This is a genomic window from Amycolatopsis sp. NPDC028719 (assembly GCF_055565395.1).
Genome location: NZ_JBVHUL010000010.1, coordinates 77,244 through 99,726, shown reverse-complemented (window position 1 = coordinate 99,726; position 22,483 = coordinate 77,244). Strand labels below are relative to the sequence as shown.

The following is a 22,483-nucleotide window of genomic DNA, read 5'->3' as shown; positions in this document are numbered from 1 at the left end:
AGGATGGGCCCCGTGCGAGACGTATGCGTGATCGGGCTCGGGCTGATTGGCGGGTCGCTCTTGCGCGCGGCCGCCGCGAGTGGCCGCACGGCGTTCGGCGCCGCGGTCTCCGAAGTGGACGCCGACGCGGCCAGCAGAGCGGGTTACGACGTCACCACCGACGTCGAAGCCGCGTTGCACCGGGCCGCCGCCGAGGACGCGATGGTCGTGCTCGCCGTGCCGCTGCCGGCCGTCGAGGACCTGCTGCGCCTGGTCTCCCAGCACGCGTCGCACTGCCTGCTCACCGACGTGACCAGCGTGAAAGCGCCGGTCCTGGACGCCGTCCGCCGGCGCGTGCCGTACACGCGGTACGTCGGCGGGCACCCGATGGCCGGGACGTCGAACTCGGGCTGGCTGGCCGGGGACGCCGCGCTGTTCCAGGGCGCGGCCTGGGTCGTCGCCGTCGAAGACGACACCGATCTCGACGCGTGGGCGGAGATCGCCGGGTTCGTGCTGGACGTCGGGGCGCACGTCGTCCCGCTGCCCGCCGAGTCGCACGACGAAGCCGTCGCCCGGATCTCGCACCTGCCGCACCTGTTCGCGGCGATCCTCGCCACGATCGGCGCCGAGGGCGGGCCGCTGGCCCTGTCGCTGGCCGCCGGGTCCTACCGCGACGGGACGCGCGTCGCGGGGTCGAACCCGCAGCTCGTGCGCGCCATGACCGAAGGCAACCGGGACGCGCTGCTGCCGATCGTCGACGAAGCTCTCGGCCGGCTCGGCGCCGCGCGCGGTTCGCTCGCGTCGACCGGCGGGCTGGCGGCCACGATCAACGCGGGGTACGAAGGCGCGCAGGCGCTGACCGCCAGCCTGGACGTCGAACGCGCGGGTGTCCGGATCAGCCTGTCGGCCCCGGACGCGCGCCAAGGACTCGTCGCGCTCGGTGAACGCGGCGGCCGGATCACCGGCCTCGCGGACGGGATCGCGACCGGCGAGGTCCAGTAACTACTGGGCCGGGGGCGTGTCCGGCTTGTCGTCGAACTTGTCGAGGAAGCTCTTCGCCTTCTCGATGCCACTGTCGATCTGCTCGTCGTGACCGGTGAACTTCGACTTCGCGAAGTCACCCGCCTTGTCGAGGCCGTCCTCGATCTTGTCGCCGTGCTCCCGCAGGGCCTCTTCGGCCTTGCCCTTCAACGCGTCGAAGTCGATTCCCATGGGGCAATTGAACAGCACGGACGTCAGGTGCGCCGGTGGTAGGGCAGGAACCGCCGGACGAGCCGCAGCGGTGCTCGTTCCACCAGGTCGGGGCCGCGGACGGCGTCGAACGCCGACTCCAGCTGGTCGACCACCCCGGCCAGCTGCGCGCTGTCCGGCAGCGGCACCGACCGCGGTTCGCGCTGCTCGCGGATCGCCGACGCCAGTTCGTCCAGCGCGGTGGTCAGCAGCTCGACGTCACCCGGGTCCGGCGGCACCACGCCCCGGCCGATCGTCACGCCGACCTCGGTGACGGCGTCCGCGACGCGTTCCTGCGCGGCGATGACCGGCCACCACGCCACCGCCTGCCTGCCGTTCGCCGACGGCTCGACGACGACCTGCTGGAACGCCGTCCGCAGGTCGGCGAGCGCCCGGTACGCGCCGCGGCGGGCCCGCGACCGCGCGAGCCGCGCGTCCCCGGAAGACGCTTCCACCAGCGCGCACGAGACGTACTTCGCGACGGCGTCCAGCCCGTCGGCCAGCCGGCCGCCGACCTGCGGGCGCCGGCTGCCCGGCCACAGCAGGTAGCCGAAGACGAGGACGATCACGCACCCCAGCACGGTGTCGACCAGGCGCGCCACCACGACGTTCCAGCTGCCGGTGTTCGCCAGGTCCATCTGCAGGATGATCAACGGCGTCACGAACGCGCTGAGGATGCCGTAGTTGCGCACCTTCCCGACCGCGACGCCGCCGGCGAAGATCGCGATCAGGGCGACCAGCAGCCAGCCGTGCCCGCCGACGCCGAGCACGATGGCCCCCACCCCGACGCCGACGACCGTGCCGATCCCGCGCAGCACCGCGCGGCCGAAGACCGAGCCGAAGTCGGGCTTGAGCACGATCCCGACGGTCAGGGTGATCCAGTAGGACCGCTCGAACGGCACGAGCAGCCCGACGACCTCGGCGATCGCGACGCACAGCGTCAGCCGCAGCGCGGCGATCCACGTCAGCGGGCCGGACGCCAGCGAGCCCGCCCACGTCCGCAGGCGCCGGTGCCAGGGCGCCGTCTCCCGGCGCTTCCGGTCGTCGCCCTTCCCGATCCGGATCAGGCCCGCGTACAGCGCGGCGAGCAGCGGGTCGCCTTCGTCGGCCGGCATCGGCGGCGGTTCCGGCAGCGGCTGGCTGGCCAGCACCGACGCCGAAAGCGCGACGAAGTGGTCGATGACCTCCTGGGTCGTGCGGCGGCCGGCGTTGACCATCGCCACCGACGCCTCGACCGCGGGCGTCGTCGCCGACAGCAGGTTGAGCAGGTGCCGGTAGGCGGCGTCGCGGCCGGACAGCCACGAGCGGGCGGTGAGCAGCTGGTCGTAGGCGGTGTTCATGGCCGTGGTCAGCCGGTGGCGGGCGACGCGCGAGACGGCTTCGTCGGTCGCCGAGAGCATCGCGGCCAGCTCGACGTAGACGTGCGCGACGGCGGTGCGTTCGGGGCTGGTCGCCCGGAACGTCCAGCTGGCGAGCGCCACCGAGAGGCTCCACGCCGCGCCGAGGCAGAAGAAGCCGAACAGGATCTCGACGCGCACGCCGGTCGCGTGCTGGCCGGTGCCGAGGACGCAGAACACGAACATCTGCAGGCCGGCGACCGAGGCGTTGCTGCCGGCCGCGCTGATCAGCGCGGACACCGCCGCGACCAGGATCACCGCGGGCACGGACAGCGCGGGCGTGCCGCCGGTGAGCAGCCCGACGAGGTAGCCCGCGGTCGCCGCCAGCGTCGCGCCGCCGAGCCGCCGGGCGCGGTAGCGGTAGGGGCCGGCCGACTCGGACAGCACGGCCGGCAGCGCGCCGGTCGAGATCAGCGCGCCGACGGCGATGTCCCCCGCCGCGTAGGCGACCGCGAGCGGCACGGCCAGCGCGAGGACGGCGCGGGCGACCATGTTCCACGGCACCGGGACCGGCTTGCTGCGCAGGAGCTGGGTCAGCCAGTGCGGCGCGGCGATGTCGGGGCGCGGCGTGCTCACGCCCCCATCTTGACCTACGCTGCCGGGAACGCTTAATTATCAGTCTGTCAACAACGTGGGAGGTTCCGGTGGGCCGCAAGTACTCCTTCGAGGTCAACCGCACGAGCACCGCGCCGCCGGCCGCGTTGTTCGCGCTCGAAGCCGACGGGCCGAGCTGGGCGAAGTGGGGAAAGCCACTCATCGTGCAGGCCCGCTGGAAGCGTCAGGGCACCGACGACCCGGCCGGCGTCGGCGCCGTCCGCGAGGTCGGCCTCTGGCCGGTGCTGATCCGCGAGGAGACGCTCGAGTACGAGCCCGGCCACAAGCACGTCTACACGTTCTTCGGCGCCAACCCGATCAAGGACTACCGCGCCGAGGTGCTGTTCACGCCGACCGACGGCGGCGGCACGCACCTGCGGTGGACCGGATCGTTCACCGAGCCGGTCAAGGGCACCGGCCCGATCCTGGCCGCCGGACTCGAACGTGTGATCCGGCTGTTCTCCGGCAAGCTGGTCAAGGCAGCCGAAACAGGACGCTGACCTGGGTGGCCCCGGCCACACAAGATCAGCCGACGCAACTTCCCCCCGCACTCCGACGTCACCCTTTCGGGTAGTTCTGCACTACGCGGAAGGGGGCGCGGGATGAAGCGCGTGGCAGCGGTCGCCGTCGCGGCGGCACTGGCGTTGACAGCGTGTTCGGCGAACGAGCCGGACCAGCGGGAGGCGGTCACGAGCCAGCCGAACCCGGCGCCCGGGGGCGGGCCCGGCGCGACGCCGTCGGCGCCGTACCCGTTCGGCACGGTCCAGCAGAAGGCGCCGGCCGTCGCGAACGGCCAGGTGCCGGTCGTCCGGCGGATCACCACGGACAAGCCGTACGTCTTCCTCACCATGGACGACGGCGCGGTCAAGGACCCGGACGCGCTGAGGCTGATGCAGCAGAACGGGACCCACCCGGTGCTGTTCCTGAACCAGAAGTACGTGAAGGGGCACGAGGCCTACTTCAAGCAGATCCTCGACGCCACCGGCGCGACGCTCGGCGACCACACGGTCGACCACCCGAACCTCAAGGGCAAGCCGTACGAGTTCCAACGCAAGGAGATCTGCGACGACGCGGACGACTTCCAGCGCGGGCTCGGCGTGCGGCCGTCGCTGTTCCGCCCGCCGTTCGGCAACTACGACCAGAACACGCTGCGCGCGGCGGCCGCGTGCGGGATGCGCGCAGCGGTGCTGTGGACGGCCGCGGTCAACGACGGGCACGTCCAGTTCCAGGCCGGGGACAAGCTCAAGCCGGGCGACGTCGTGCTGATGCACTTCCGCAAGACGTTCAAAGAGGACTACACGGCGTTCGTCGAGCAGGCGAAGAAGGACGGGCTCACGCCCGTCCCCCTGGCCGACTTCCTCGGTTAAAGCACGACCGTCGGGGTCACGACGGTCCGCCGGCACGACACGTCCCCGAGGTGCACGAGGATCTGCGTCGTGCCGCGCGGCACGTTGTCGAGCACGAACCGGCCGCCTTCGTCGGCGGTCGTGGACGACGTCCCGTGCTCGGCGACCCGCACCTCGACGCCGTACTGGCCGGCGGGCACGAGCCACCCGTCGATGCGGTGCAGCTTGCCGATCTTGGTCAGGTTGATCATCACGGTCAGGTCGCTGACGGTGAAGGTGATCGTCCCGGTGCCGCCGCCGCGCACGCCGGCGAGGGTGTCCAGCCGCTCCCACCGCGCGACCTCGACGTCGAGGTCTTCGAGGGCGAGCGCGAACTGGACCCGCTGCACCAGGTCGTCCGGTGGCGGGTCCAGCTCGTCGAGGAAGCGGCCGATGCCGGCCAGGATCATTTCGTCGGAAAAGGCCTCGCCCGGCGCTCCGAGGTCGTTCATCGGGTTCCCCCTTCACTGGCGAGGAGATCGCGCATCTGGTCGAGGCAGCGCCCTCTGGTCGGTCCGACGCTGCCGCGCGGCATGCGCAGTGTCTCGGCGACGAGCTGGTACTCCGCACGACCCGCGAGCACGGTCAGCCGGAGCAGGTCCTGACAGCGGTGGGGCAACCGGACGAAGGCGCGCCAGACCCGGCGGTCGCGGTCGGCGCGGACGGCTTCGTCTTCGGGTGCCGGTTGGGTGCTCGGCATGGCCTCGGCGACTTCGTCGCTCAGTGGGACGGGCTGCATGCGGCGGCCGAAGGGGTGCGTGGCTTCGCGCCGGGTGGTCGTGATCAGCCAGGCGGCGAGGGCTTTGGGGTCCCGGAGTTTCCCGAGCTGGCTGAAGAGGGCGAGCCACACGGTCTGGACGACGTCCTCGGCGACCGAGCGGTCGAGGCCGTTGGCCCGGGCGACGTGCCAGACGAGCGGGGTCAGCTCGGCGACGAGGCGGTCCATCGCCCGGCGGTCACCCTCCCGGGCGGCCTGCATGCACGCGGCGTGCAGCTCGGCGCCGGTCAAGCCCTCCCACGGTGGGTCTACCTCTGTGGTTTGCACGTCGGTCACCGTATCTGCCCCTCTTCGGAAAAGTCTTCGAGTCGGCTTCGGCAGTATCGCGGGTCCTTCGGGGGGAAGGAGCGTGCAGGTGGATCTCGGATACATCAAGGTCACTTACTTCGTCGGTCGCGCTTCCGGTCAATGACGTCTGCGGGAGGTACCGGCCGACGCGAGCGGGTGACCCGCGCCGACCGGTACTCCCCTCCCTCAAGGACCCGCTCCCCAACGGGCCCCGCCGGATGTCCCCTCCCCCGAAGGGCACCCGGCCGACGGTGTCCGGAAGCCCCCTCGGCTCCCGGTCACCGCGCATTTCCGAACCCGGCACCCCCTGCCGGGTCCCCGATTTCGTGCTTGGCTGCTCCACAGGACGCAGTGGCCGGGCGGCCAGATACACGAACCTCGAACTTTTTTTGAAGATCGACGCAGGGCGGCTAAGCGATCACCGAACGTGCTTCGGCAAGCGTTTGCGCCCACCGCGCGTAGCCCGCCGGCCCGGGGTGGAAGCGATCGGACGCGAACGCGGCCGGGTCGAGCAGCCGCGGGTCCATCGGGAGGTGCGTGACGCCGGGAAGCTTCCCGAGGGTCGCGGCCGCCGCGTCGAGAGCGGTCGAGCGGGCGGCGAGGACGTCTCGCAGCGGCCGTGGCAACGCCGGGAAGCGCGACATCGGCGGCACGCCGGCCAGCAGGACGTCCACCGGGCCGAGGCGCCGTCGCAGCTCGACGACCAGTTCCAGCAGGTCACGGCGGTAGCCCGCGGCCGTCCGGAGCTCGATGGTGTCGTTGACGCCGAGGGCGACCACGACCAGGTCGGCCGGGCGGACCAGCGGGACGAGCTCGGCGCGGACGGTCCGGGCGTTGGCCCCCGTCCGGCCGACCGCCTGCCAGCGGACGGCCCGGCCGTCGCGCGCGAGCTCGCGGGCGAGGCAGCCGGTGAGCGCTTCCTCGTGGTCCTTCGCGCCGACGCCGTCCACTGTGGACTCGCCGAGGACCGCCAGGCGGAAGGGCTCGCCTTCGCCGTCGACCAGTCCCTCGGCCGGACCGGCCGCGCCGGGGAGCCGCGGGGTCTTCCGCTTGACGTAGAGGGCTTGAGCGAGGAGGACCATGCCGGAATTAGAACAGCGGCGCGAAGCGCCTTGGTCGAGGGTGGCGGGCGGAGCTAGGCGTACTTCTCCGCGCGGAGCTTGTGCCAGCGCTCGTACATGCCGTTGAGCTCTTCCAGCATGAAGGACAGGAAGTCCCGCATCTCGGCGAGCCGCTTGCCCGCGGGGGAGTCCTCGCCGAGGGCTTCGATGCCGTCGCCCGCCGCGTCGCGCCACATGATGACCATGCGGTCGCGCTTGAGGAACGTGGCGTACCAGAGGTCGTCGAAGAGGCGGTAGTGGTCGCGGCGCTCGCCGGGCTCGCGTTCCTTGGCGACCAGGCCGACCTGCTCGAGGAAGCGCACCGCGCCGGAGACGGCCGCCGGGCTCACCGACAGCTGCGAGGCCAGGTCGGCCGCGGTCAGCCGGGCGTCGTCGGTGGTCATCAGGGCCGCGAAGACCCGCGCGGACATGCGTTGCATCCCGATCTGCGAGAGCACCAGGGCCAGGCTCTCGACGTAGCGGCGGACGGCGTCTTCATCTCGCTTCGCGTCAGGCGTCGTCATCGGCCCATCCTCTCGTACCCGCTCACCAAGATCATTCAATCCAGACATTTTCTTAACTTCACAACTTAGTGAAATCAGTGTAGCTTCCGAAGCATGGAAAACGCCATCGCGATCTCCGGCCTGCACAAGTCGTTCGGCCGGACCAAGGCCTTGGACGGCCTCGATCTGCAGGTACCTACTGGGGAAGTACACGGGTTCCTCGGCCCGAACGGCGCCGGGAAGTCGACCACCGTCCGGGTTCTGCTCGGCCTGCTCCACGCGGACTCGGGGGACGTCCGGCTGCTCGGCGGCGACCCCTGGAAGGACGCCGCGAGCCTGCACCCCCGCCTGGCCTACGTGCCCGGCGACGTCAACCTCTGGCCCAACCTCTCCGGCGGCGAGGTGATCGACCTGCTCGGCCGCCTGCGCGGCGGGCTCGACGAGAAGCGCCGCGCCGACCTCGTCGAGCGGTTCGACCTCGACCCGAAGAAGAAGGGGCGGACGTACTCGAAGGGCAACCGGCAGAAGGTCGCCATCGTCGCGGCACTCGCTTCGCGGGTGGACCTGCTGATCCTCGACGAGCCGACGTCCGGCCTCGACCCCCTCATGGAAGCGACGTTCCAGTACGCCATCCAGGAGGAGCGTGAGCAGGGCCGGACCGTGCTGCTCTCCAGCCACATCCTCGCCGAGGTCGAGGCCCTGTGCGACAAGGTCAGCATCATCCGGAACGGTCGCACGGTCGAATCCGGCACCCTCGCCGAGCTGCGCCACCTCACCCGGACGTCGATCACCGCGGAACTCGCCGGACCGCCGAACGGGCTCGCGAAGCTGGAGAACATCCACGACCTCAAGGTCGACGGCAACCGCGTCCGCTTCGACGTCGAGACGCGCTCGCTCGACGAGGCCCTGCGCCGGCTGACCGAGGTCGGCGTCCGCAGCCTGGTCAGCCAGCCGCCGACGCTGGAAGAGCTGTTCCTGCGGCACTACACCACCGAAGCGAGCGCGAAATGACCGCGACCCTCTCGCGCGCCGAAGCCGGCGTCGCGCCCGCCCACGAGCTGGCCGGCACCTGGCACCTCACCCGGCTCGCGCTGCGCCGCGACCGCGTCGTCCTGCCGATCTGGATCGTGCTGCTGAGCATCGTCCCGGCCAGCACCGTCAAGACGTTCACGCAGTTCTACCCGACGGTCGCCGACCGGCAGGCCCTGCAGGCCGGCGCGAACACCAACCCGTCGTACGCGCTGCTCTACGGGCCGCCGTTCGACCTGACCACCGCGGGCGGGTTCATCTCCTGGCGCATGTGCGGGTTCCTGGCCCTGCTGACCGGGTTGATGGTGGTCTTCACGGTCACCCGGCACACCCGCGCCGAGGAGGACACGGGCCGGGCGGAACTGCTCGCGTCCGCGGTCGTCGGCCGGTACGCGGCGCTGACGTCGGCCGTCCTGGTGGCCGGCGGGGCGAGCGTGCTGATCGGCCTGATCCAGTACGGCAGCATGGTCGGCGCCGGGCTCCCCGCCGCCGGCTCGCTGGCCTTCGGCGCGTCGGAAGCGTTGGCGGGCCTGGTGTTCACGGCCGTCGCGGCGGTCGCCGTCCAGCTCGCCGAGTACTCCCGCACGGCCAACGGGATCGGCACCGCCGTGGTCGGCGCCGCCTTCCTGCTGCGCGGGGCCGGGGACTCCACAGTGGACGCTCGCTGGCTGTCGTGGCTGTCGCCGATCGGCTGGGTGCAGCAGGTCCGCGCGTTCGCCGGGGAACGCTGGTGGGTGCTCCTGCTGCCGGTGGCCTTCGCACTGCTCGTCGGCGCGGCCGGGTACTGGCTGCTGCCGCGGCGCGACGTGGGCGTCGGCATCCTGCCGTCGCGGCCGGGCCCGGCGCGGGCGGCGGCGAGCCTGCGGACGCCGTTCGCGCTCGCCGTGCGGCTGCACCGCGGCCCGCTGCTCGGCTGGACGATCGGGATGGCCGTGGTCGGCGCGGTGTTCGGCTCGATCGCCAGCGGCATCGGCGGCCTGGTCGGTTCGAGCCCGCAAGCGCAGGAGATCATGGCGCGCCTCGGCGGCAGTGAGGCGCTCACGCAGGCGTTCCTCGCCGCCATGGCCGGGATGTTCGCGATGGTCGCGTCGCTGTACGGAATCCAGGCGGTGCTGCGCATGCGCGGCGAGGAGACCGCGATCCGGCTCGAGCCGGTGCTGGCCACGAGCGTCGGCAAGCTGCGCTGGGCGGCGGGGCACCTGGTGTTCGCGTTCTTCGGCACGGCGGTGCTGCTGCTGGCGGGCGGGCTGTTCATGGGGCTGGCCAACGGGTTGCGCACCGGCGACGTCGGCGGCTCGGTCGGAGACTCCCTCGCCGGGATGCTCGTCCAGCTGCCCGCGGCGTGGGTCGTGGTCGCGCTGGCGGTCGCGATCTTCGGGCTGCTGCCGGGCTTTTCGGCCGCGGCGTGGGCGGTCGGCTCGCTGGCGCTGCTGCTGAGCCTGTTCGGCCCGGTCGTCAACCTGCCGCAGGCGGTGCTGGACGTGTCCCCGTTCCAGCACCCGCCGAAGATCCCCGGCCAGGAGCTCGTCGCTGCCCCGCTCGTCTGGCTCACGGCGGTCGCGATCGCCGCCTTGGCCGCCGGCCTGGTGGGCTGGCGGCGCCGCGACGTCGGCTAGCGCGGTTTGATCTCGTGGCCGGGACCGGCCACGAGCTGAGCCTGCGGCCCCGCCTTCCCACAGGCGGGGCCGCCCGGTTCGCTGAAGGCGGGCGTGACGACCGTCGTGTGCGGCTTGCCGTCGTCGAAGCGGACGGTGACCCGGATCGGCTCGGCCTGCAGACCCGGGACGTCGGCGAAGCCCGTCAGTTCGCCGGTCGGGACCATCGAGACGCCGCAGGAGGCGTCCGGGCCGGTCCCGGTGCAGGTCTGGGTGCCCGCGGCGGTCCCGGGGAAGAGCTCGACCGGGCGGGTGACGCACTGGTCGCCCCAGCACGCTTCGAGCGTCGCGCGGGTGATGCCCGCGGGGTCCGGGACGGTCAGGCCGATGCCGATCCGGGTGCCGATCGCCGGGCAGGCGACCTCCGATCCCGAGCCGGCCTGGCCGCAGCCGGCGGTGATGAGCAGCAGTGCCGCGATCCACGTTCGCATGCCGACCAGACGGAGTCACCCGCGCTGAGGTTGCACGCCTCAGTCGCGCCAGACGCTCGTCAACGGCAGCGCGGGCGACGTCGAGCTCGGCGTGGTGGAGGTCGGCGAAGAGGTCACGGTGACCTCGACAACGCTGGTGGTGGTGCTCGGCGGCGAGGTTTCGACCGCGGTGACCGTGGACGGCGGCACCGACGCGGTCACGGTGACCGGCAGCGCGGAAACGGTGCTGGCCGGCGGAGAGGTGACGTCGGCGGGCTTGGGAACAGGCCGGCCGGCGACGAGCAGCGCGGCCACCAGCAACCCGGCGGCGAAGCCCGCCAGCCCGGTGACCGCGGCGGAGCCCCAAGTAGGTCGGCCACTCATCCGGGCACCCCCTCGCCACGCGCAGCGCAGGTACGAGGACTAACTCGCGTTGATCTTAGCTCTTGTTACAGACGGTGCGCCTTGAGTCTGCTTGACTCAACTTTATTGAGCGTGGCACGTTGGGGCCATGGGGGCTCTGGTGAACCGCGACTTCCGCAGGCTCTGGCTGGCCGATCTCGTGAGCCAGCTCGGAAGCCGGATCGACGTGCTGGCGGTGCCACTGCTCGCGGTCACCGCGCTCGGCGCGTCCGTCTTCGAGGTCTCGCTGCTGCGGACCGCGGAAAGCCTGCCCTACCTGGTGCTGGGCTTGCAGGTCGGCGCGTGGTGCGACCGCGTGCGCCACCGGCCGGTGCTGATCGCCGCCGACGTCGGGCGCGCGGTGCTGATCGGATCGATCCCGGTCGCCGCGCTGTTCGGCGTGCTCGGGCTGGCGCACCTCCTGGCCGTCGTCCTCGGGGTCGGGTTGCTCGGCGTGTTCTTCGACATCGCGCACCAGACGTACGTCCCGCGCCTGGTGACGCTCGAGCAATTGCCGGAAGCGAACGCCCGGCTCCAGACGAACCTGTCGATGGCGGCCGTCGCCGGCCCAGGGCTGGCCGGGCTGATCATCCAGGCGCTGGGCAACGCGGCCGCCCTGGCCGTCGACGCCGTCAGCTACCTGTGGTCGGCGCTGTGGCTGCGCCGGATCGAGACGCCCGACGTGCGCCCCGAACCCCGGCCAAGGCGGCTGCTCCGCGAGATCGGCGACGGGCTGCGAGTCGTCCGCGGCGACCGGATCCTGCTGGCCATCAGCGTGCACGGCGCCGTGTCGAGCTTCTTCCAGTCGGTGCACCTGGCCATCATCATCGTGTTCCTCGCCCGTGACGTCGGCCTTTCGCCGTGGGCGATCGGATTGCTCGCCTCGGTGACGCTGACCGGCGCCCTCACGGCCGGGCTCACCGCGCGGCGGATCGGCGAGCGGATCGGCGGCGCGCGAGCGCTCTGGGGCGCGGCGCTGCTGTACGGCCTGGCCTACCAGCTCTTCCCGTTCACCGGGCCCGGCTGGGCACTCGCCTGCTACGTCGTCGCCAACTTCTTCACCAGCTTCGGCGTCATCGTGCTGAACGTGTTCGGCATGAGCTTCCAGCAGTCCGCCGCGCCGCCGGAACTGCTGGGCCGGGTCAACTCGATCACGCACACGCTGGTGTTCGGCGCCATCCCGCTCGGCAGCCTCGCCGGCGGTGCGCTGGCCAGTGCGTTCGGGATGCGGGTGACGCTGCACATCGCGGCGGCGGGAGTGCTCGCCTCGGCCGCGATCCTGGTGTGGTCGCCGCTGCGGAAGCTGCGTGACCTAGTTCCCGGCTGACGCGCGAAGGCCGTCGACGACCACGCGGACCAGGTGTTCGCTGCCCGGCGCGTAGCGCTCGACGGCGAGGCACCCGACGATGAGAGCGCGCAGGTCGTCGGCGTCGATGTCCTGCCGGATGGCGCCCGCGGCCTGGGCCCTGCGCAGGAGTTCCCCGTGGGCGGCGCGGAAGTCGTCGCCGGCGCCGGCCTTGAAGGCGTGTCCGCTGGTTTCGGCCAGTGCGTCGCAGATGGCACGGTTGAGCGAGGCCTGCTTGATGACGCGGACGAAGTAGCCGAGGAAGGCTTCGCCGGGGTTGTCGGCCGTGGCGAGGGCGCGGGCCTCTTCGGCGAACTGCTCGATGCGTTCGAGGACGACGGCCTGGAAAAGCGCCTCCTTGCTGGGGAAATGCCGGTAGACGGTGCCGGCGCCGACCCCGGCGAGCCGCGCGATGTCGTCGAGCGGCACGGCCAGCCCGTCGGCGGCGAACGCCTCTTCGGCGGCAGCCAGGACCTTCGCCCGGTTGCGCCGCGCGTCCGCGCGCATCTTCTCCATGGTCTTCTCCTCGTTGACAACCGGAACGCATGCTCCGTATCGTCCTAAGCGGGTGCACCGTTCCGATTCAACGTCCAGTCTTCCAGGAGAATTCCGATGCCAAGCACCGTGTCTCCAGCGCGTTCCGCCTTCGACCGCTTCCTGGCCGCAGCCGTCGAAAACCGCTGGGACGACCTCGCCGACTGCTACGCCGAGGACGTCACGCTCGAAATGCCGTTCACCCTCCCGGGAGTGCCCCGCGTGACGAAGGGCCGCGAGGAGCTGCGCCGCCGGTTCCACCGGGCGGGCGAGGCCCGCCGGATCACGAAGGCGGACAACGTGGTCGTGCACGAGACGACCGACCCCGCGGTACTCGTCGCGGAGTTCGACCTCCACGATGACATGGCCGGCGAGAGCTTCGTGGCCACCTACGTGATGGTGATGACGATCCAGGACGGCCTCATCACGCACACCCGCGACTACACCGACACCGCCGCGCTGCTGGACCGGCTCAAGGCGTTGTCGCCTGCTGGGACGTAGGCGGGACGAACAACCGCTCGAACGTGCTCACCGACCAGTCCCACACACCGGGGACCAGCAGCACGCCGAGCACCACGAACACCGGGAAGATGAGCCGCTTCTCGACCTTCTTGCCGGTCTTGAACCGCAGGGCCTTCGGCGGGCCCAGCTCGTACCAGGTCTCCCCCGCGATCGGGATCGGGAAGAGGAACGGGCAGCCGGACTCGGTCAGGGCGTCGCCCAGGCAGTGGGTCAGGCACCCCGCCGCCACCGCGATGCCCAGCCAGCCCGTGATGGACTCCAGTTCGCCGGCCCGGTCGGGCGGCGCCGTGAAGAACCACCAGGCCACCGCGGTGCCGCTCACCGGCAGGAGCCAGTCGCCCAGGGCGCCTTCCGCCAGCATCAGCCCGAAGACCACCACGCCGACGACCGCCCACGGGCCACCCGCCTCGGTCCCCCACGACGTCAACGCACCGAGACCGGCCGCGAACAACACCGTGTGGGAGAGGTGCCGGTGCTGGCCCGTCACCTTCTCGTCGCGCGGGCCCTTCGTCAGCGCGTAGAACGCCGCCGACACCCTGCGCAGCAGCCACGACAAAGCGCCCGTCAGCCAACCGAGGAGACGGGACGCGCTCGCTCCGGGGTGGTCGAGGTCGGGCAGCAGGGCGAACCCCGCCGTCGTGGCGGCGAAGACCACCGCCTGGTGCACCGAACCCGCCCCGACCGCGGGCGCCAGGGCCAAGCCCGCGCACCAGCCGGTCAGGGCATGCGTCCGCCCCATCATCGTGCCGCCCCCAAGGTCCACGCACCAAAATCAGTTCGCGGAACCGTAGCGGGCGGTCAGGCTTGGGGGTCTTCCGACACGCTCAGGTGTTCGGCCACGCCGGTGAGCTCGATCACGCGGCTCACCGCGGGGCTCGGGACGACCTCGAGTTCGACGTCCTGCTCGCCGGCCTGGCGTTGTGCGCGGAGCACCACGTTCAGCGCGGAGGAATCGAAGAAGGTCACCCCGGTCAAATCGGCCACAACCCGCTGCGCTCGCTTGTCCGCGATCAGCCCGGCCAGGGCCTCCTGCAGCTGCGGACTGGTCAGCAGATCGAGCTCGCCGGTGACCACCACCCGGGGCTCCGTCGCGTCGGTGTCCAGCGTGATGCCGAACCCGGGCGGGGTGGCGTTCTGGTCGGCTGCGGGCATGCAGTTTCTCCTCGTCAGGCGCTGCTCCTGCGCCGGGTACGCGCCTGTTGTCTCAAGCGGCAACCGTGTCACCGTGCCTTTCCAGAAGCTCGCGACGGCACGGTCAAGGCAACTCCGGGGCCAACCCTAACCCAGGAAGCGGCCGAGCCCGCCACGGCCGCCGCCCTTTCGCGCTGACTGCTCACGTGCGATCGAATCCTGCCTGGTCAGTGGGTACTCATGGCCTTCCGCGCCGCCCTGCGCTGCCGGAGGAACAGCTGCCGCCGTTCGATCTCCCCGAGCCCACCCCAGATCCCGTACGGCTCCTGGACGGTCATCGCGTGCGTGCGGCACTGGGCCAGCACCGGGCAGGCCTGGCAGATCGCCTTCGCCCGGGCCTCCCGCCGCTCCCGCGCCGAACCTCGCTCGTTGTCGGTGTGAAAGAACAGGCTGCTGTCCGCACCCCGGCACGAACCGTGCAGCTGCCACTCCCATTCTTCAGCAACCACGTTGGGCAGCCGGCTGACGTCAGCCATGTCGTCCCTGCCTTTCCCAGGATGAGCATCTCGCCCGCTACATGCCCGCCGGTGGAGCGGATCAAACGCGGGTTTGGTTTGCTCACCCCACGGGCATCTCGCGACCGGGCGTGAAGAGGACACCGCCGAACCCTGGAGCGCGAGCCGGAGAAAGGAACAAACGTGGAGGACAACGCCCCGCTCGTCCCGGAAGGCGCGCAGGTCATCGAGGTGCGGACGGCCGCGATCCCGCACGTCGTGCCGACGCTGCGCACCATCGTGGCGGACATCGCCATGCGCCAGGACTTCGACCTCGACGCCGTCGAGGACCTCCGGATGGCGGTGGACGAGGCGTGCTCGCTGCTGCTCCCCGCCAGCTCGGACGGCCGCCTCACGTGCGTCTTCTCGTGGAGCGGGCCGCGCATCGAGGTCTCGGTGTCGGTGCTTTCGGACACCCCTGACCACGAAGACGACTCCGGCCTGTCGTGGCAGCTGCTGACCGCGCTCGCGACGTCGGCCGAGCGCACCGTGACGCCCGAGGACGGCCGCTACCTGTCCCGGGTCGACCTCGTCCGGGAGAGCCAGGCGGCGGACTCGTGAGCGATCCCGCCGGGAACAGCGGGAGCGACCTCGACGTCGGCGCGCTGTTCACCCAGCTCGCCGCGTTGCCGGCGGGCTCCGCGGAACGGGAGCGCATCCGGGACACCCTGGTGCGCAACCACCTGGAGCTCGCGCGCAACCTCGCCCGGAAGTTCCGCAACCGCGACGAGGCGATGGAGGACCTGGTCCAGATCGCCACGGTCGGGCTCATCCACGCCGTCGACCGGTTCGACCCCGAGCAGGGCACGGACTTCCTGGCTTTCGCCGTCCCCACCATCTCCGGGGAGCTGCGGCACCACTTCCGGGACAACAGCTGGTCGGTGCGGGTGCCGCGGCGGCTGAAAGAGCTGAACGCGAACATCTCCGCCGCCCGCGAAGAGCTCACGGTGCAGCTTTCGCGCGCGCCGAAGCCGAGTGAGATCGCGTCCCGGCTCGGCGTCCCCATCGAGGACGTCTACGAGGGTCTTCGCGCCGGCCAAGGCCGCTACGGGGCGTCGCTGGACCACCTGCTGGAGAACGCCGCGCACACGCGGTTCGGGGCACCGGACGCCGAGCTGGGCCAGGCCGAGCTGCGCGAGGCGCTGCGCCCGATGCTGGACAGCCTGCCGGAACGGGAGCGCAAGATCGTCGCGCTGCGGTTCGGTTCCGGGATGAGCCAGTCGGACATCGCGCGCCGCGTCGGGGTCTCCCAGATGCAGGTGTCGCGGTTGCTGGCCGCGACCTTGAAGAAGCTGCGTTCGGGCCTGGACGAATCCGAGCTCGCCGACGGCACCTGATTAGCCCCTGACGGGCCTGGGTACCTCGCGGACGGTACCGGAACTCACTGGGAGGAGGACCGATGACGACGAACATGTCGCAGCGCACGGCGGTGCCGGTCGCGCCGCTGACGGTGCTGCTCCCGGACGACGTCACGGCCCCGGCCCGCGCGCGGTACGAGGTGCGCTCGATGCTGCTCGGCGCCGGCCTGGAGGAGGCCCAGCTGGACGACGTCCTGCTGGCCACGTCCGAGCTGGTCACGAACGCCTTCGAGCACGGTGAGTGCCCGCAGCGGCTCGAGCTGTCCTACTTCGAAGGCCAGCTGACGCTGCGGGTGCACGATTCCGGCAGCCGGCCGCCGCAGCTGCGGGCACCGTCCCCCGCCCAGGCGCGCAGCCGCGGGCTGGTGCTGGTCGAGGCCCTGTCGGAGGACTGGGGTTTCGAACCCTGCCCCGGCGGCAAGTTCGTCTGGGCCGTCTTCCGCATCCCCGGCGCCTGATCAGGGCTCCAGGAGCTCCCGCGCGGCGCCGGTCTCGCCGATCCGCTGCCGGAAGGGCTTCCGTTCCAGCGCTTCGACGATCGCCTCCAGCACGCCCCGCAACGGGTACGGCAGTTCCGCCTCCAGCGCCTCCGCCGCCTCGGTCGTCGCCGTCCACTCCGCCTCGATCAGCGGCAGCAGTTCGCGCGTCTTCGCGGTGAGCGACACGATGCGCTGCCGCGCGTCCGCGCCCGGTTCGAGGCTGACGAGCCCGGCGCGGTTCATCTGCGCGATGGTCTGGCTGGCCGCCGAGTGCGTCACGCGCATCTCCGCGGCGAGGTCGCGGATGGCCAGCGGGCCGCGCGCCAGCAGCGCCCGCACGACCGGCGAGTACCGCGGGCGGTAGTCGCCGAGGCCGATGTCGGCGAGGAACTTCGCGACGTCGCCCTCGAGGATCTCGAGGACGTGCCGCATCCGGGTCCCGAGCCCGTCCGGACCCGACGTCATGGCCATGACGGCCGATCATAGGCGGGGCGGTGTGCTTGGATCGCGACATGGAGAACCGCAAGATCACCCGGCTGGGCCGCGAGGTGTCCGTCGTCGGGCTCGGCTGCTGGCAGCTCGGCGCCGACTGGGGCGAGGTCGACGAGCAGGACGCCCTGGCCGTGCTGCACGCCGCGGCCGACGCCGGCGTCACCTTCTTCGACACGGCCGACGTCTACGGCGACGGGCGCAGCGAGCGCCTGGTCGGCCGGTTCCTCGCCGAACGCGGCGACGTCTTCGTGGCGACCAAGATGGGCCGCCGCGTCGAGCAGGTGCCGGAGAACTACGTCCGCGCGAACTTCCGCGAGTGGAACGACCGGTCGCGGCGCAACCTCGGCGTGGACACCCTCGACCTGGTCCAGCTGCACTGCCCGCCGACGCCGGTGTATTCGTCCGACGCGGTGTACGACGCCCTGGACGAGATGGTGTCCGAAGGCCGCATCAAGGCGTACGGCGTGAGTGTCGAGACGTGCGAAGAGGCGCTGACGGCGTTGGCCCGGCCGAACGTCGCTTCCGTCCAGATCATCCTGAACTGCCTGCGCCTCAAGCCCTTGGAGCGCGTGCTGCCCGCGGCGGCGGAGGCGGGCGCGGGGATCATCGCGCGGGTGCCGCTGGCGTCCGGCCTGCTGTCCGGGCGCTACACGGCTTCGACGACGTTCGCCGAGAACGACCACCGGAACTTCAACCGCCACGGCGAAGCGTTCGACGTCGGCGAGACGTTCTCGGGCGTGCCGTACGACGCCGGGCTGGAGGCCGTCGAGCGGCTGCGCGGGCTCGTCCCGGAGGGGCAGACGCTGGCGCAGTTCGCACTGCGGTGGATCATCGACCAGCCGGGCGTGAGCACCGTGATCCCGGGCGCGCGCAACGCTTCGCAGGCTTCCGCGAACACCGCGGCGGCCGCGCTCCCGCCGCTGTCGCCCGAGGCGCTGGCGGGCGTTCGCGAAACGTACGACGAGCTGATCCGGCCGCTGGTGCACGATCGCTGGTAGTCCCGGCATGATGGGCCGATGATGACGCCCGAAGAGCTCCTGACGACCACCAGGACCGTCCGCAAGCGGCTGGACTTCGACCGGCCCGTGCCGCTCGAACTGGTGAAACACTGCGTGCAGGTGGCGCTGCAGGCGCCGAGTGGATCGAACACCCAGCGCTGGCAGTGGCTGGTCGTCACGGACGCGGACCAGCGGGCCGCGCTCGGGCGGATCTACGGCCGGGCGTGCCACGAGTACCTGGAGTCGCCGAACGCGGCGGGCAAGCAGTTCGCGGACGACCCGTCGCGGGCTCCGGTGCAGAAGCGGGTCGGCGACAGCGTCGCGTACCTGGCCGACCGGATGGGCGACGTCCCGGTGCTGGTGGTGCCGTGCCTGGAGACGGCGTCCGCGGAGCTGCCTCCCGGCAACCAGGCGGGGATGTGGGCGTCCCTGCTGCCGGCGGTGTGGAGTTACATGCTGGCGGCGCGGTCGGTGACGTTGGGGACGGCGTGGACGACGCTGCACCTGAAGTACGAGCAGGAGGCGGCGGAGGTGCTGGAGCTGCCGAAGAACGTGCACCAGGCGGCGTTGATCCCGACGGCGTTCTACACGGGCGACACGTTCAAGCCGGCGGCGCGGCAGCCCCTCGAGGACGTGCTGCACCTCGACCGCTGGTAAGCGCCGTGAAGGCCTCCTTGCCGGGGCATAGGGGACGTCGGCAAGGAGGCCGTCACGGCCTTGCGGCCGTTCAGGGGGCTCGGGATCCGTTCAGCGCACGGTCAGGGTGAGCCGCTGGATGCCCCAGGCGTCGGCCTGGGTGCCGGGTAGCCAGACGTCGACGATGTCGTCCTTGATCCAGCTGCCGATGTCGGCCGCGTAGCACTCGCCGTAGCCCGGGACCGAGAACCTGGTGCCCCACGGGATGATCCGGGCGTCGACCGCGCAGAAGCCCGGGCCGGCGTTGTACCCCGAAGCGGTCTGGGCGACGTCGTTGTAGGACGTGACGCGGTAGTTCAGCGTCGTGCCGGCCGGGATGCGGTAGCTCGCGAGGTGGTTGCCGCTGTCGAGGCGGTACGCGGTCGAGAGCCGGCCGAGCGAGCCGGGCGAGTTGTCCTCCGCCGTCATCGCGTAGAGCTGGTAGTTCGCGTCCTGGCAGGGGCTCGCGTCGGTGACGGTGAGCGTCGGCTGGCCCCAGTCGCTGATCCACTGCAGAGCCTGGCCGTTGCGGAACGCGCGGTAGGCCTTCGCGCCGGCGACCCGGGCGAAGGTGAAGGTGACCTTGCCGTCGGCACCCAGCCCGCCGGCGACCGAGCCGGGCGCGGGCAGCCGGGTGCTCACGTCCACGGCGCCGACGAGCGTGCCGGGACCGTGGCCGCCGGTGACCGGGCGGTCGGGGATGGTGCCCGGGTAGAAGTGCTGGCACGCGGGCAAAGCGGCCGCCGACGCGGCGGGGGCGACGAGCACGCTTCCGGCGGCGAAGGCCGCCAGCGCGAGGAGCCTGGCGAAGCGCATGACGGAGAGACCTCCATGGTGGGGACCGGGGTGGAGGTGACGCAGGTGGGGAGGTGCGGGTTCGCCGCGAAAAAGACGTTAAGTGGCCTGGACCACCCAGTCAATAGGTCTAGACCTTTAAGTTCGCCGATACCCCGAACGGCCCAAGTCCGTGAATGTCGCATTGAGGGACTTGAAGTCCCTCAATGCGACATTCACGGCTTTACAGGTAACTGACGAGCAGGTCGGCGATCTGGGCGGGGTGGCTCAGCGGGGCGCAGTGCGGGCCGTCGACCTCGTCGGGCTCGATGCCCAGCCGTTCGCGCGCGACGCGACGCTGGAAGTCCGGCGTGAAGAACCGGTCGTCGCGGCACAGCACGACCCGGGTCGGGACGTCCGGGTGGTCCGGCAGCGGCCACGGCTCGTCCCACTCCTTGCTCACCTGCTCGCGGCCGTGCGCCATACCCTCCGAAGCGAGCTCAGCCGGAACCCCGTTGAAGTACGTCTCGATGTCGCTCAAGCCCGAAGGCGCGGTGAAGCCGGTGTTACCCCACCACTGCCCCGGCGGCTCGCCCGGCGCCGGGATCATCCCGGCGAGGTACACCAGCACCCGCGCCCGCACCTTCGAGGCGACCAGTGGTGCCGTGAACCCGCCGTACGAGTGGCCGACGACGGCGACGTCCGAAGCGTCGCCCAGTGCGGCCAGCACCGTGTCGGTGAAGTCGGCCAGCCCGGCCGTCTTGTCGATGATCGGCAGGTCGGGTGCGATCGCGTCGTGGCCGCGCGCGGCCAGCTCCGGCACCAGCCGGTGGAAGTCCCACCCGCTGCCGCCACCCCCGTGGATCAGCGCGAACGTCGTCATGCCGGCCAGCTCAGCAGCGCCGCAGCATGTCCGTCAAGGCCGTCTTCTCCCCTTCGGTGACGGTCAGCCCGTAGTAGTGCTTCACCACGATCCAGTCCGTCGCGTAGGTGCACCAGAACGCGACCAGCGGCGGCTTCCACTGATCCGGCGCCTTGTCGCTCTTCTGCTGGTTGAGGTTGTCGGTCACGGCGAACAGCTGCGGGCGGGTCAGGTCGTTGGCGAACTGCTCGCGCTTCTCGGTCGTCCACGTCTTGGCGCCGCTGGCCCAGGCCTGCCCGAGCGGGACCATGTGGTCGATGTCGAGGTCGGTCGCCTTGGTCCACGTCTCGTCGTCGTAGACGCTCTTCCACGTCCCGGACGTCGCCTTGCAGTCCTTGTCGGTCTTCACGTCCGTGCCGGCGCGCTTCAGCACGACTTCGCGGGTGTCACAGCCTGACCCCTGGCTGTCCCAGTGCGGGAACTTCTCCCGCGAGTAGCCGTCCATGGACGTCCGCGCGGCGACCTTCAGCTCGCCGAGCTGCTTCTGCACGTCGGCGGCGGTGGCCGGAACCGGTGCCGGCGAGGACGATGGCGGCGGAGTCGCACCGGAGCTTCTGGTCGTCGCCCAGTACCCGAAGAGGGCGATCGCCAGGATCGCGACTACCAGCAGAGATCGTTGGGTCACGCTGAGCCGAAAGCCGCGGGCCGCCACGATTTCCTCCTCTCGAATTCACCTGAGCGCGGCGTAGTCTCACCCCTGCCGGCCTGCGAAAACCGCGCCGACACGACGACCCGGCGCGAATGTGACCTCGCCCACCCACGGCGGAGGTGTCACACCGAACCGATCATCTGCGACTACCGGAGCAGGACCCATCCGGAGGGAGCAGCCGATGCCCGGCCGGCTCAAGAAGTTCGACGAGTTCTTCCAGCGCAAAGCCGCCGAGGGCGGCAACGTCGTCGCCATGGCCCGCATGGGGTCGGCGATGCGCGAGCGCGGGGACCTCGCCGAAGCCGAGACGTGGTTTCGCCAGGCCGCCATGGGCGGCGACCGCGTCTCGATGACTTCGCTCGCCCACCTGCTGGCCGAACGCGGTGCGCACGACGAGGCCGAGCGCTGGTACCACGAAGCCGCCCTCGCCGGCGAGCCGCACGGGATGCTGAACCTCGCCCGCTCCTGCGAGCGGCGCGGCAAGCGCGAAGAAGCCCAGCACTGGTACGGCGAGGCGGCCCGCACCGGCGACCTCCCGTCGATCGCCGCGCTCGGGCACATGCTCCGCGAACAGGACCGGACCGAAGAGGCCGAGTCGTGGCTGCGGCAGGCCGCCGACGCCGGGATCACCGGCGCGATGATCGACCTGGGCATCGTGCTCCGCGACCGCGGTCAGACCGCCGAAGCCGCCCGCTGGTGGCGCTCGGCCGTGCAGGCCGGCGACCTCGCGGCGACCTGCCAGCTGGGCCGGCAGGCCGAACGGCTCGGCCGGCCCGCCGACGCCGAGTCGTGGTACCGCCGCGGCGCGACCGGCGGGCACGCCGAGGCGATCGTCCGGCTCGGACTGCTGCTGCACCGCCGCGGCGACCTCGAAGAGGCCGAGAACTGGTACCTCGACGCCGCCGAGCGTGGCGACCCGGCGGCGATGACCAACCTCGGCGTGCTCGCCCGCAATCGCGGCGACGAGGGCGAAGCCGCCGCCTGGTACCGCAAGGCCGCGGAGCACGGCAGCGTCCCCGCGCTCACCAACCTCGGGCACCTGGCCGAGCACCGGGACGACCTCGCGGAGGCCGAGCGGTGGTTCCGCCGCGCCGCCGAGACGGGCGACGTCCAGGGCATGCTCAGCCTGGCCCGGATGCTGCGGTCGCGCGGGTCCGGCCAGGAGGCCGAACAGTGGCTCGCCCGGGCAGAGCACGTGCAGGACGACCGCGAGCACCACGTCTGAGGGGCCGATCCGACCCGGTTGGCGTAGCCGGGACCCCTTCGATCTCTTGTGTGATCCAACTCACACCTCTAGCCT

At 71.5% G+C, this 22,483-nt stretch carries 29 protein-coding genes; 13 read left to right on the top strand and 16 right to left on the bottom strand.

What is annotated here, in order from left to right:
- Positions 1–27 precede the first annotated feature (27 nt).
- Positions 28–981 carry a prephenate dehydrogenase gene (locus tag ACZ4TR_RS36920; protein ID WP_465293101.1) on the top strand — a complete coding sequence of 318 codons (954 nt, stop codon included), beginning with the start codon at positions 28–30 and terminating at the stop codon, positions 979–981.
- On the opposite strand, the gene ACZ4TR_RS36915 is transcribed toward ACZ4TR_RS36920, so the two are convergent.
- Positions 982–1,191, bottom strand: a complete 210-nt coding sequence (locus ACZ4TR_RS36915; RefSeq protein ID WP_364520694.1) for an antitoxin — start codon at positions 1,189–1,191, stop codon at positions 982–984. It lies immediately after the preceding gene.
- 23 nt (positions 1,192–1,214) lie between these two features.
- Entirely contained in the window at positions 1,215–3,182 is a 1,968-nt protein-coding gene (locus tag ACZ4TR_RS36910) for an FUSC family protein (protein WP_465292708.1), read from the bottom strand.
- A 68-nt stretch (positions 3,183–3,250) separates the two neighbouring features.
- On the opposite strand from ACZ4TR_RS36910, the gene ACZ4TR_RS36905 reads away from it, so the two are divergent.
- On the top strand, positions 3,251–3,700 hold the full coding sequence (locus ACZ4TR_RS36905) for an SRPBCC family protein (protein ID WP_465292707.1): 450 nt from the start codon (positions 3,251–3,253) through the stop codon (positions 3,698–3,700).
- 102 nt (positions 3,701–3,802) lie between these two features.
- Positions 3,803–4,567 carry a polysaccharide deacetylase family protein gene (locus ACZ4TR_RS36900; protein WP_465292705.1) on the top strand — a complete coding sequence of 255 codons (765 nt, stop codon included), beginning with the start codon at positions 3,803–3,805 and terminating at the stop codon, positions 4,565–4,567.
- Here the strand turns inward: ACZ4TR_RS36900 and ACZ4TR_RS36895 are convergent.
- The 4 genes from ACZ4TR_RS36895 to ACZ4TR_RS36880 all read right to left on the bottom strand — a co-directional run bounded on the left by ACZ4TR_RS36895 (position 4,564) and on the right by ACZ4TR_RS36880 (position 7,275).
- Positions 4,564–5,037, bottom strand: a complete 474-nt coding sequence (locus ACZ4TR_RS36895; RefSeq protein ID WP_284744546.1) for a carboxypeptidase regulatory-like domain-containing protein — start codon at positions 5,035–5,037, stop codon at positions 4,564–4,566. The two genes, ACZ4TR_RS36900 and ACZ4TR_RS36895, sit on opposite strands and share 4 nt — an antisense overlap.
- A complete protein-coding gene (locus ACZ4TR_RS36890) occupies positions 5,034–5,639 on the bottom strand; it encodes an RNA polymerase sigma factor (protein WP_284744545.1) in 606 nt (201 codons plus the stop codon). Before ACZ4TR_RS36890 ends, ACZ4TR_RS36895 begins: the two co-directional genes overlap by 4 nt.
- A 422-nt stretch (positions 5,640–6,061) precedes the next feature.
- Entirely contained in the window at positions 6,062–6,733 is a 672-nt protein-coding gene (locus ACZ4TR_RS36885) for an SGNH/GDSL hydrolase family protein (RefSeq protein ID WP_465292703.1), read from the bottom strand.
- Between the two features lie 53 nt (positions 6,734–6,786).
- Positions 6,787–7,275, bottom strand: coding sequence for a GbsR/MarR family transcriptional regulator (locus tag ACZ4TR_RS36880; protein ID WP_465292701.1), 489 nt, complete (start codon positions 7,273–7,275; stop codon positions 6,787–6,789).
- A 93-nt stretch (positions 7,276–7,368) separates the two neighbouring features.
- Between ACZ4TR_RS36880 and ACZ4TR_RS36875 the strand changes: the two genes are divergently transcribed.
- Entirely contained in the window at positions 7,369–8,265 is an 897-nt protein-coding gene (locus ACZ4TR_RS36875) for an ABC transporter ATP-binding protein (RefSeq protein ID WP_465292699.1), read from the top strand.
- Positions 8,262–9,899, top strand: coding sequence for an ABC transporter permease (locus ACZ4TR_RS36870; protein ID WP_465292697.1), 1,638 nt, complete (start codon positions 8,262–8,264; stop codon positions 9,897–9,899). Before ACZ4TR_RS36875 ends, ACZ4TR_RS36870 begins: the two co-directional genes overlap by 4 nt.
- Here ACZ4TR_RS36870 and ACZ4TR_RS36865 read toward each other — a convergent pair.
- Positions 9,896–10,369: a hypothetical protein gene (locus ACZ4TR_RS36865; RefSeq protein WP_465292695.1), complete on the bottom strand. Its 474-nt coding sequence runs from the start codon at positions 10,367–10,369 to the stop codon at positions 9,896–9,898. The genes ACZ4TR_RS36870 and ACZ4TR_RS36865 overlap by 4 nt on opposite strands.
- A gap of 39 nt (positions 10,370–10,408) precedes the next feature.
- Positions 10,409–10,732 (bottom strand): hypothetical protein, encoded by a 324-nt coding sequence (locus ACZ4TR_RS36860; RefSeq protein WP_465292693.1) that lies wholly within the window; start codon positions 10,730–10,732, stop codon positions 10,409–10,411.
- A gap of 127 nt (positions 10,733–10,859) precedes the next feature.
- Between ACZ4TR_RS36860 and ACZ4TR_RS36855 the strand changes: the two genes are divergently transcribed.
- Entirely contained in the window at positions 10,860–12,077 is a 1,218-nt protein-coding gene (locus ACZ4TR_RS36855) for an MFS transporter (RefSeq protein WP_465292692.1), read from the top strand.
- Here the strand turns inward: ACZ4TR_RS36855 and ACZ4TR_RS36850 are convergent.
- Positions 12,063–12,611, bottom strand: coding sequence for a TetR/AcrR family transcriptional regulator (locus tag ACZ4TR_RS36850; RefSeq protein WP_465292690.1), 549 nt, complete (start codon positions 12,609–12,611; stop codon positions 12,063–12,065). The two genes, ACZ4TR_RS36855 and ACZ4TR_RS36850, sit on opposite strands and share 15 nt — an antisense overlap.
- A 96-nt stretch (positions 12,612–12,707) precedes the next feature.
- On the opposite strand from ACZ4TR_RS36850, the gene ACZ4TR_RS36845 reads away from it, so the two are divergent.
- Positions 12,708–13,130, top strand: a complete 423-nt coding sequence (locus ACZ4TR_RS36845; RefSeq protein ID WP_465292688.1) for a nuclear transport factor 2 family protein — start codon at positions 12,708–12,710, stop codon at positions 13,128–13,130.
- Here ACZ4TR_RS36845 and ACZ4TR_RS36840 read toward each other — a convergent pair.
- From ACZ4TR_RS36840 to ACZ4TR_RS36830, 3 genes are all read right to left on the bottom strand, one after another.
- Positions 13,102–13,890, bottom strand: a complete 789-nt coding sequence (locus ACZ4TR_RS36840) for a metal-dependent hydrolase (protein ID WP_465293100.1) — start codon at positions 13,888–13,890, stop codon at positions 13,102–13,104. The genes ACZ4TR_RS36845 and ACZ4TR_RS36840 overlap by 29 nt on opposite strands.
- Before the next feature lie 59 nt (positions 13,891–13,949).
- Positions 13,950–14,303 carry an STAS domain-containing protein gene (locus tag ACZ4TR_RS36835; protein WP_086862300.1) on the bottom strand — a complete coding sequence of 118 codons (354 nt, stop codon included), beginning with the start codon at positions 14,301–14,303 and terminating at the stop codon, positions 13,950–13,952.
- A gap of 206 nt (positions 14,304–14,509) precedes the next feature.
- Complete coding sequence (locus tag ACZ4TR_RS36830; RefSeq protein WP_465292687.1) at positions 14,510–14,818, bottom strand: WhiB family transcriptional regulator; 309 nt, start codon at positions 14,816–14,818, stop codon at positions 14,510–14,512.
- Between the two features lie 162 nt (positions 14,819–14,980).
- On the opposite strand from ACZ4TR_RS36830, the gene ACZ4TR_RS36825 reads away from it, so the two are divergent.
- The 3 genes from ACZ4TR_RS36825 (at position 14,981) to ACZ4TR_RS36815 (ending at position 16,652) form a co-directional block, all read left to right on the top strand.
- Positions 14,981–15,397 (top strand): anti-sigma factor, encoded by a 417-nt coding sequence (locus ACZ4TR_RS36825; RefSeq protein ID WP_364520680.1) that lies wholly within the window; start codon positions 14,981–14,983, stop codon positions 15,395–15,397.
- Positions 15,394–16,173, top strand: coding sequence for a SigB/SigF/SigG family RNA polymerase sigma factor (locus ACZ4TR_RS36820; RefSeq protein WP_465292685.1), 780 nt, complete (start codon positions 15,394–15,396; stop codon positions 16,171–16,173). Before ACZ4TR_RS36825 ends, ACZ4TR_RS36820 begins: the two co-directional genes overlap by 4 nt.
- A gap of 62 nt (positions 16,174–16,235) precedes the next feature.
- On the top strand, positions 16,236–16,652 hold the full coding sequence (locus tag ACZ4TR_RS36815; protein ID WP_465292683.1) for an ATP-binding protein: 417 nt from the start codon (positions 16,236–16,238) through the stop codon (positions 16,650–16,652).
- Here the strand turns inward: ACZ4TR_RS36815 and ACZ4TR_RS36810 are convergent, their stop codons facing one another.
- A complete protein-coding gene (locus ACZ4TR_RS36810; RefSeq protein ID WP_465293099.1) occupies positions 16,653–17,138 on the bottom strand; it encodes a MarR family winged helix-turn-helix transcriptional regulator in 486 nt (161 codons plus the stop codon).
- A gap of 47 nt (positions 17,139–17,185) precedes the next feature.
- Between ACZ4TR_RS36810 and ACZ4TR_RS36805 the strand changes: the two genes are divergently transcribed.
- Together ACZ4TR_RS36805 and ACZ4TR_RS36800 are read left to right on the top strand one after the other, a co-directional pair.
- Positions 17,186–18,163 (top strand): aldo/keto reductase, encoded by a 978-nt coding sequence (locus ACZ4TR_RS36805; protein ID WP_465292681.1) that lies wholly within the window; start codon positions 17,186–17,188, stop codon positions 18,161–18,163.
- Between the two features lie 18 nt (positions 18,164–18,181).
- On the top strand, positions 18,182–18,820 hold the full coding sequence (locus ACZ4TR_RS36800) for a nitroreductase family protein (RefSeq protein WP_364520675.1): 639 nt from the start codon (positions 18,182–18,184) through the stop codon (positions 18,818–18,820).
- A gap of 90 nt (positions 18,821–18,910) precedes the next feature.
- Here the strand turns inward: ACZ4TR_RS36800 and ACZ4TR_RS36795 are convergent, their stop codons facing one another.
- From ACZ4TR_RS36795 to ACZ4TR_RS36785, 3 genes are all read right to left on the bottom strand, one after another.
- Positions 18,911–19,654, bottom strand: coding sequence for a 3D domain-containing protein (locus ACZ4TR_RS36795; RefSeq protein WP_465292679.1), 744 nt, complete (start codon positions 19,652–19,654; stop codon positions 18,911–18,913).
- Between the two features lie 202 nt (positions 19,655–19,856).
- Positions 19,857–20,495 carry an alpha/beta fold hydrolase gene (locus ACZ4TR_RS36790; RefSeq protein WP_465292677.1) on the bottom strand — a complete coding sequence of 213 codons (639 nt, stop codon included), beginning with the start codon at positions 20,493–20,495 and terminating at the stop codon, positions 19,857–19,859.
- 10 nt (positions 20,496–20,505) lie between these two features.
- Positions 20,506–21,186, bottom strand: a complete 681-nt coding sequence (locus ACZ4TR_RS36785) for an HNH endonuclease family protein (protein ID WP_465292675.1) — start codon at positions 21,184–21,186, stop codon at positions 20,506–20,508.
- 178 nt (positions 21,187–21,364) lie between these two features.
- Here ACZ4TR_RS36785 and ACZ4TR_RS36780 point away from each other — a divergent pair, with 178 nt between their 5' ends.
- Complete coding sequence (locus ACZ4TR_RS36780) at positions 21,365–22,408, top strand: tetratricopeptide repeat protein (RefSeq protein WP_465292673.1); 1,044 nt, start codon at positions 21,365–21,367, stop codon at positions 22,406–22,408.
- Positions 22,409–22,483 lie beyond the last annotated feature (75 nt).

Bases quoted from the DNA above. Each gene is read 5' to 3' on its own strand.
- ACZ4TR_RS36855 (WP_465292692.1), top strand. From the start codon at position 10,860: ATGGGGGCTCTGGTGAACCGCGACTTCCGCAGGCTCTGGCTGGCCGAT.
- ACZ4TR_RS36860 (WP_465292693.1), bottom strand. From the start codon at position 10,732: ATGAGTGGCCGACCTACTTGGGGCTCCGCCGCGGTCACCGGGCTGGCG.
- ACZ4TR_RS36800 (WP_364520675.1), top strand. From the start codon at position 18,182: ATGATGACGCCCGAAGAGCTCCTGACGACCACCAGGACCGTCCGCAAG.
- ACZ4TR_RS36810 (WP_465293099.1), bottom strand. From the start codon at position 17,138: ATGACGTCGGGTCCGGACGGGCTCGGGACCCGGATGCGGCACGTCCTC.
- ACZ4TR_RS36815 (WP_465292683.1), top strand. From the start codon at position 16,236: ATGACGACGAACATGTCGCAGCGCACGGCGGTGCCGGTCGCGCCGCTG.
- ACZ4TR_RS36835 (WP_086862300.1), bottom strand. From the start codon at position 14,303: ATGCCCGCAGCCGACCAGAACGCCACCCCGCCCGGGTTCGGCATCACG.
- ACZ4TR_RS36850 (WP_465292690.1), bottom strand. From the start codon at position 12,611: ATGGAGAAGATGCGCGCGGACGCGCGGCGCAACCGGGCGAAGGTCCTG.
- ACZ4TR_RS36900 (WP_465292705.1), top strand. From the start codon at position 3,803: ATGAAGCGCGTGGCAGCGGTCGCCGTCGCGGCGGCACTGGCGTTGACA.
- ACZ4TR_RS36880 (WP_465292701.1), bottom strand. From the start codon at position 7,275: ATGACGACGCCTGACGCGAAGCGAGATGAAGACGCCGTCCGCCGCTAC.
- ACZ4TR_RS36895 (WP_284744546.1), bottom strand. From the start codon at position 5,037: ATGAACGACCTCGGAGCGCCGGGCGAGGCCTTTTCCGACGAAATGATC.
- ACZ4TR_RS36830 (WP_465292687.1), bottom strand. From the start codon at position 14,818: ATGGCTGACGTCAGCCGGCTGCCCAACGTGGTTGCTGAAGAATGGGAG.
- ACZ4TR_RS36865 (WP_465292695.1), bottom strand. From the start codon at position 10,369: ATGCGAACGTGGATCGCGGCACTGCTGCTCATCACCGCCGGCTGCGGC.
- ACZ4TR_RS36875 (WP_465292699.1), top strand. From the start codon at position 7,369: ATGGAAAACGCCATCGCGATCTCCGGCCTGCACAAGTCGTTCGGCCGG.
- ACZ4TR_RS36805 (WP_465292681.1), top strand. From the start codon at position 17,186: ATGGAGAACCGCAAGATCACCCGGCTGGGCCGCGAGGTGTCCGTCGTC.
- ACZ4TR_RS36790 (WP_465292677.1), bottom strand. From the start codon at position 20,495: ATGACGACGTTCGCGCTGATCCACGGGGGTGGCGGCAGCGGGTGGGAC.
- ACZ4TR_RS36885 (WP_465292703.1), bottom strand. From the start codon at position 6,733: ATGGTCCTCCTCGCTCAAGCCCTCTACGTCAAGCGGAAGACCCCGCGG.
- ACZ4TR_RS36915 (WP_364520694.1), bottom strand. From the start codon at position 1,191: ATGGGAATCGACTTCGACGCGTTGAAGGGCAAGGCCGAAGAGGCCCTG.
- ACZ4TR_RS36845 (WP_465292688.1), top strand. From the start codon at position 12,708: ATGCCAAGCACCGTGTCTCCAGCGCGTTCCGCCTTCGACCGCTTCCTG.
- ACZ4TR_RS36780 (WP_465292673.1), top strand. From the start codon at position 21,365: ATGCCCGGCCGGCTCAAGAAGTTCGACGAGTTCTTCCAGCGCAAAGCC.
- ACZ4TR_RS36795 (WP_465292679.1), bottom strand. From the start codon at position 19,654: ATGCGCTTCGCCAGGCTCCTCGCGCTGGCGGCCTTCGCCGCCGGAAGC.
- ACZ4TR_RS36840 (WP_465293100.1), bottom strand. From the start codon at position 13,890: ATGGGGCGGACGCATGCCCTGACCGGCTGGTGCGCGGGCTTGGCCCTG.
- ACZ4TR_RS36870 (WP_465292697.1), top strand. From the start codon at position 8,262: ATGACCGCGACCCTCTCGCGCGCCGAAGCCGGCGTCGCGCCCGCCCAC.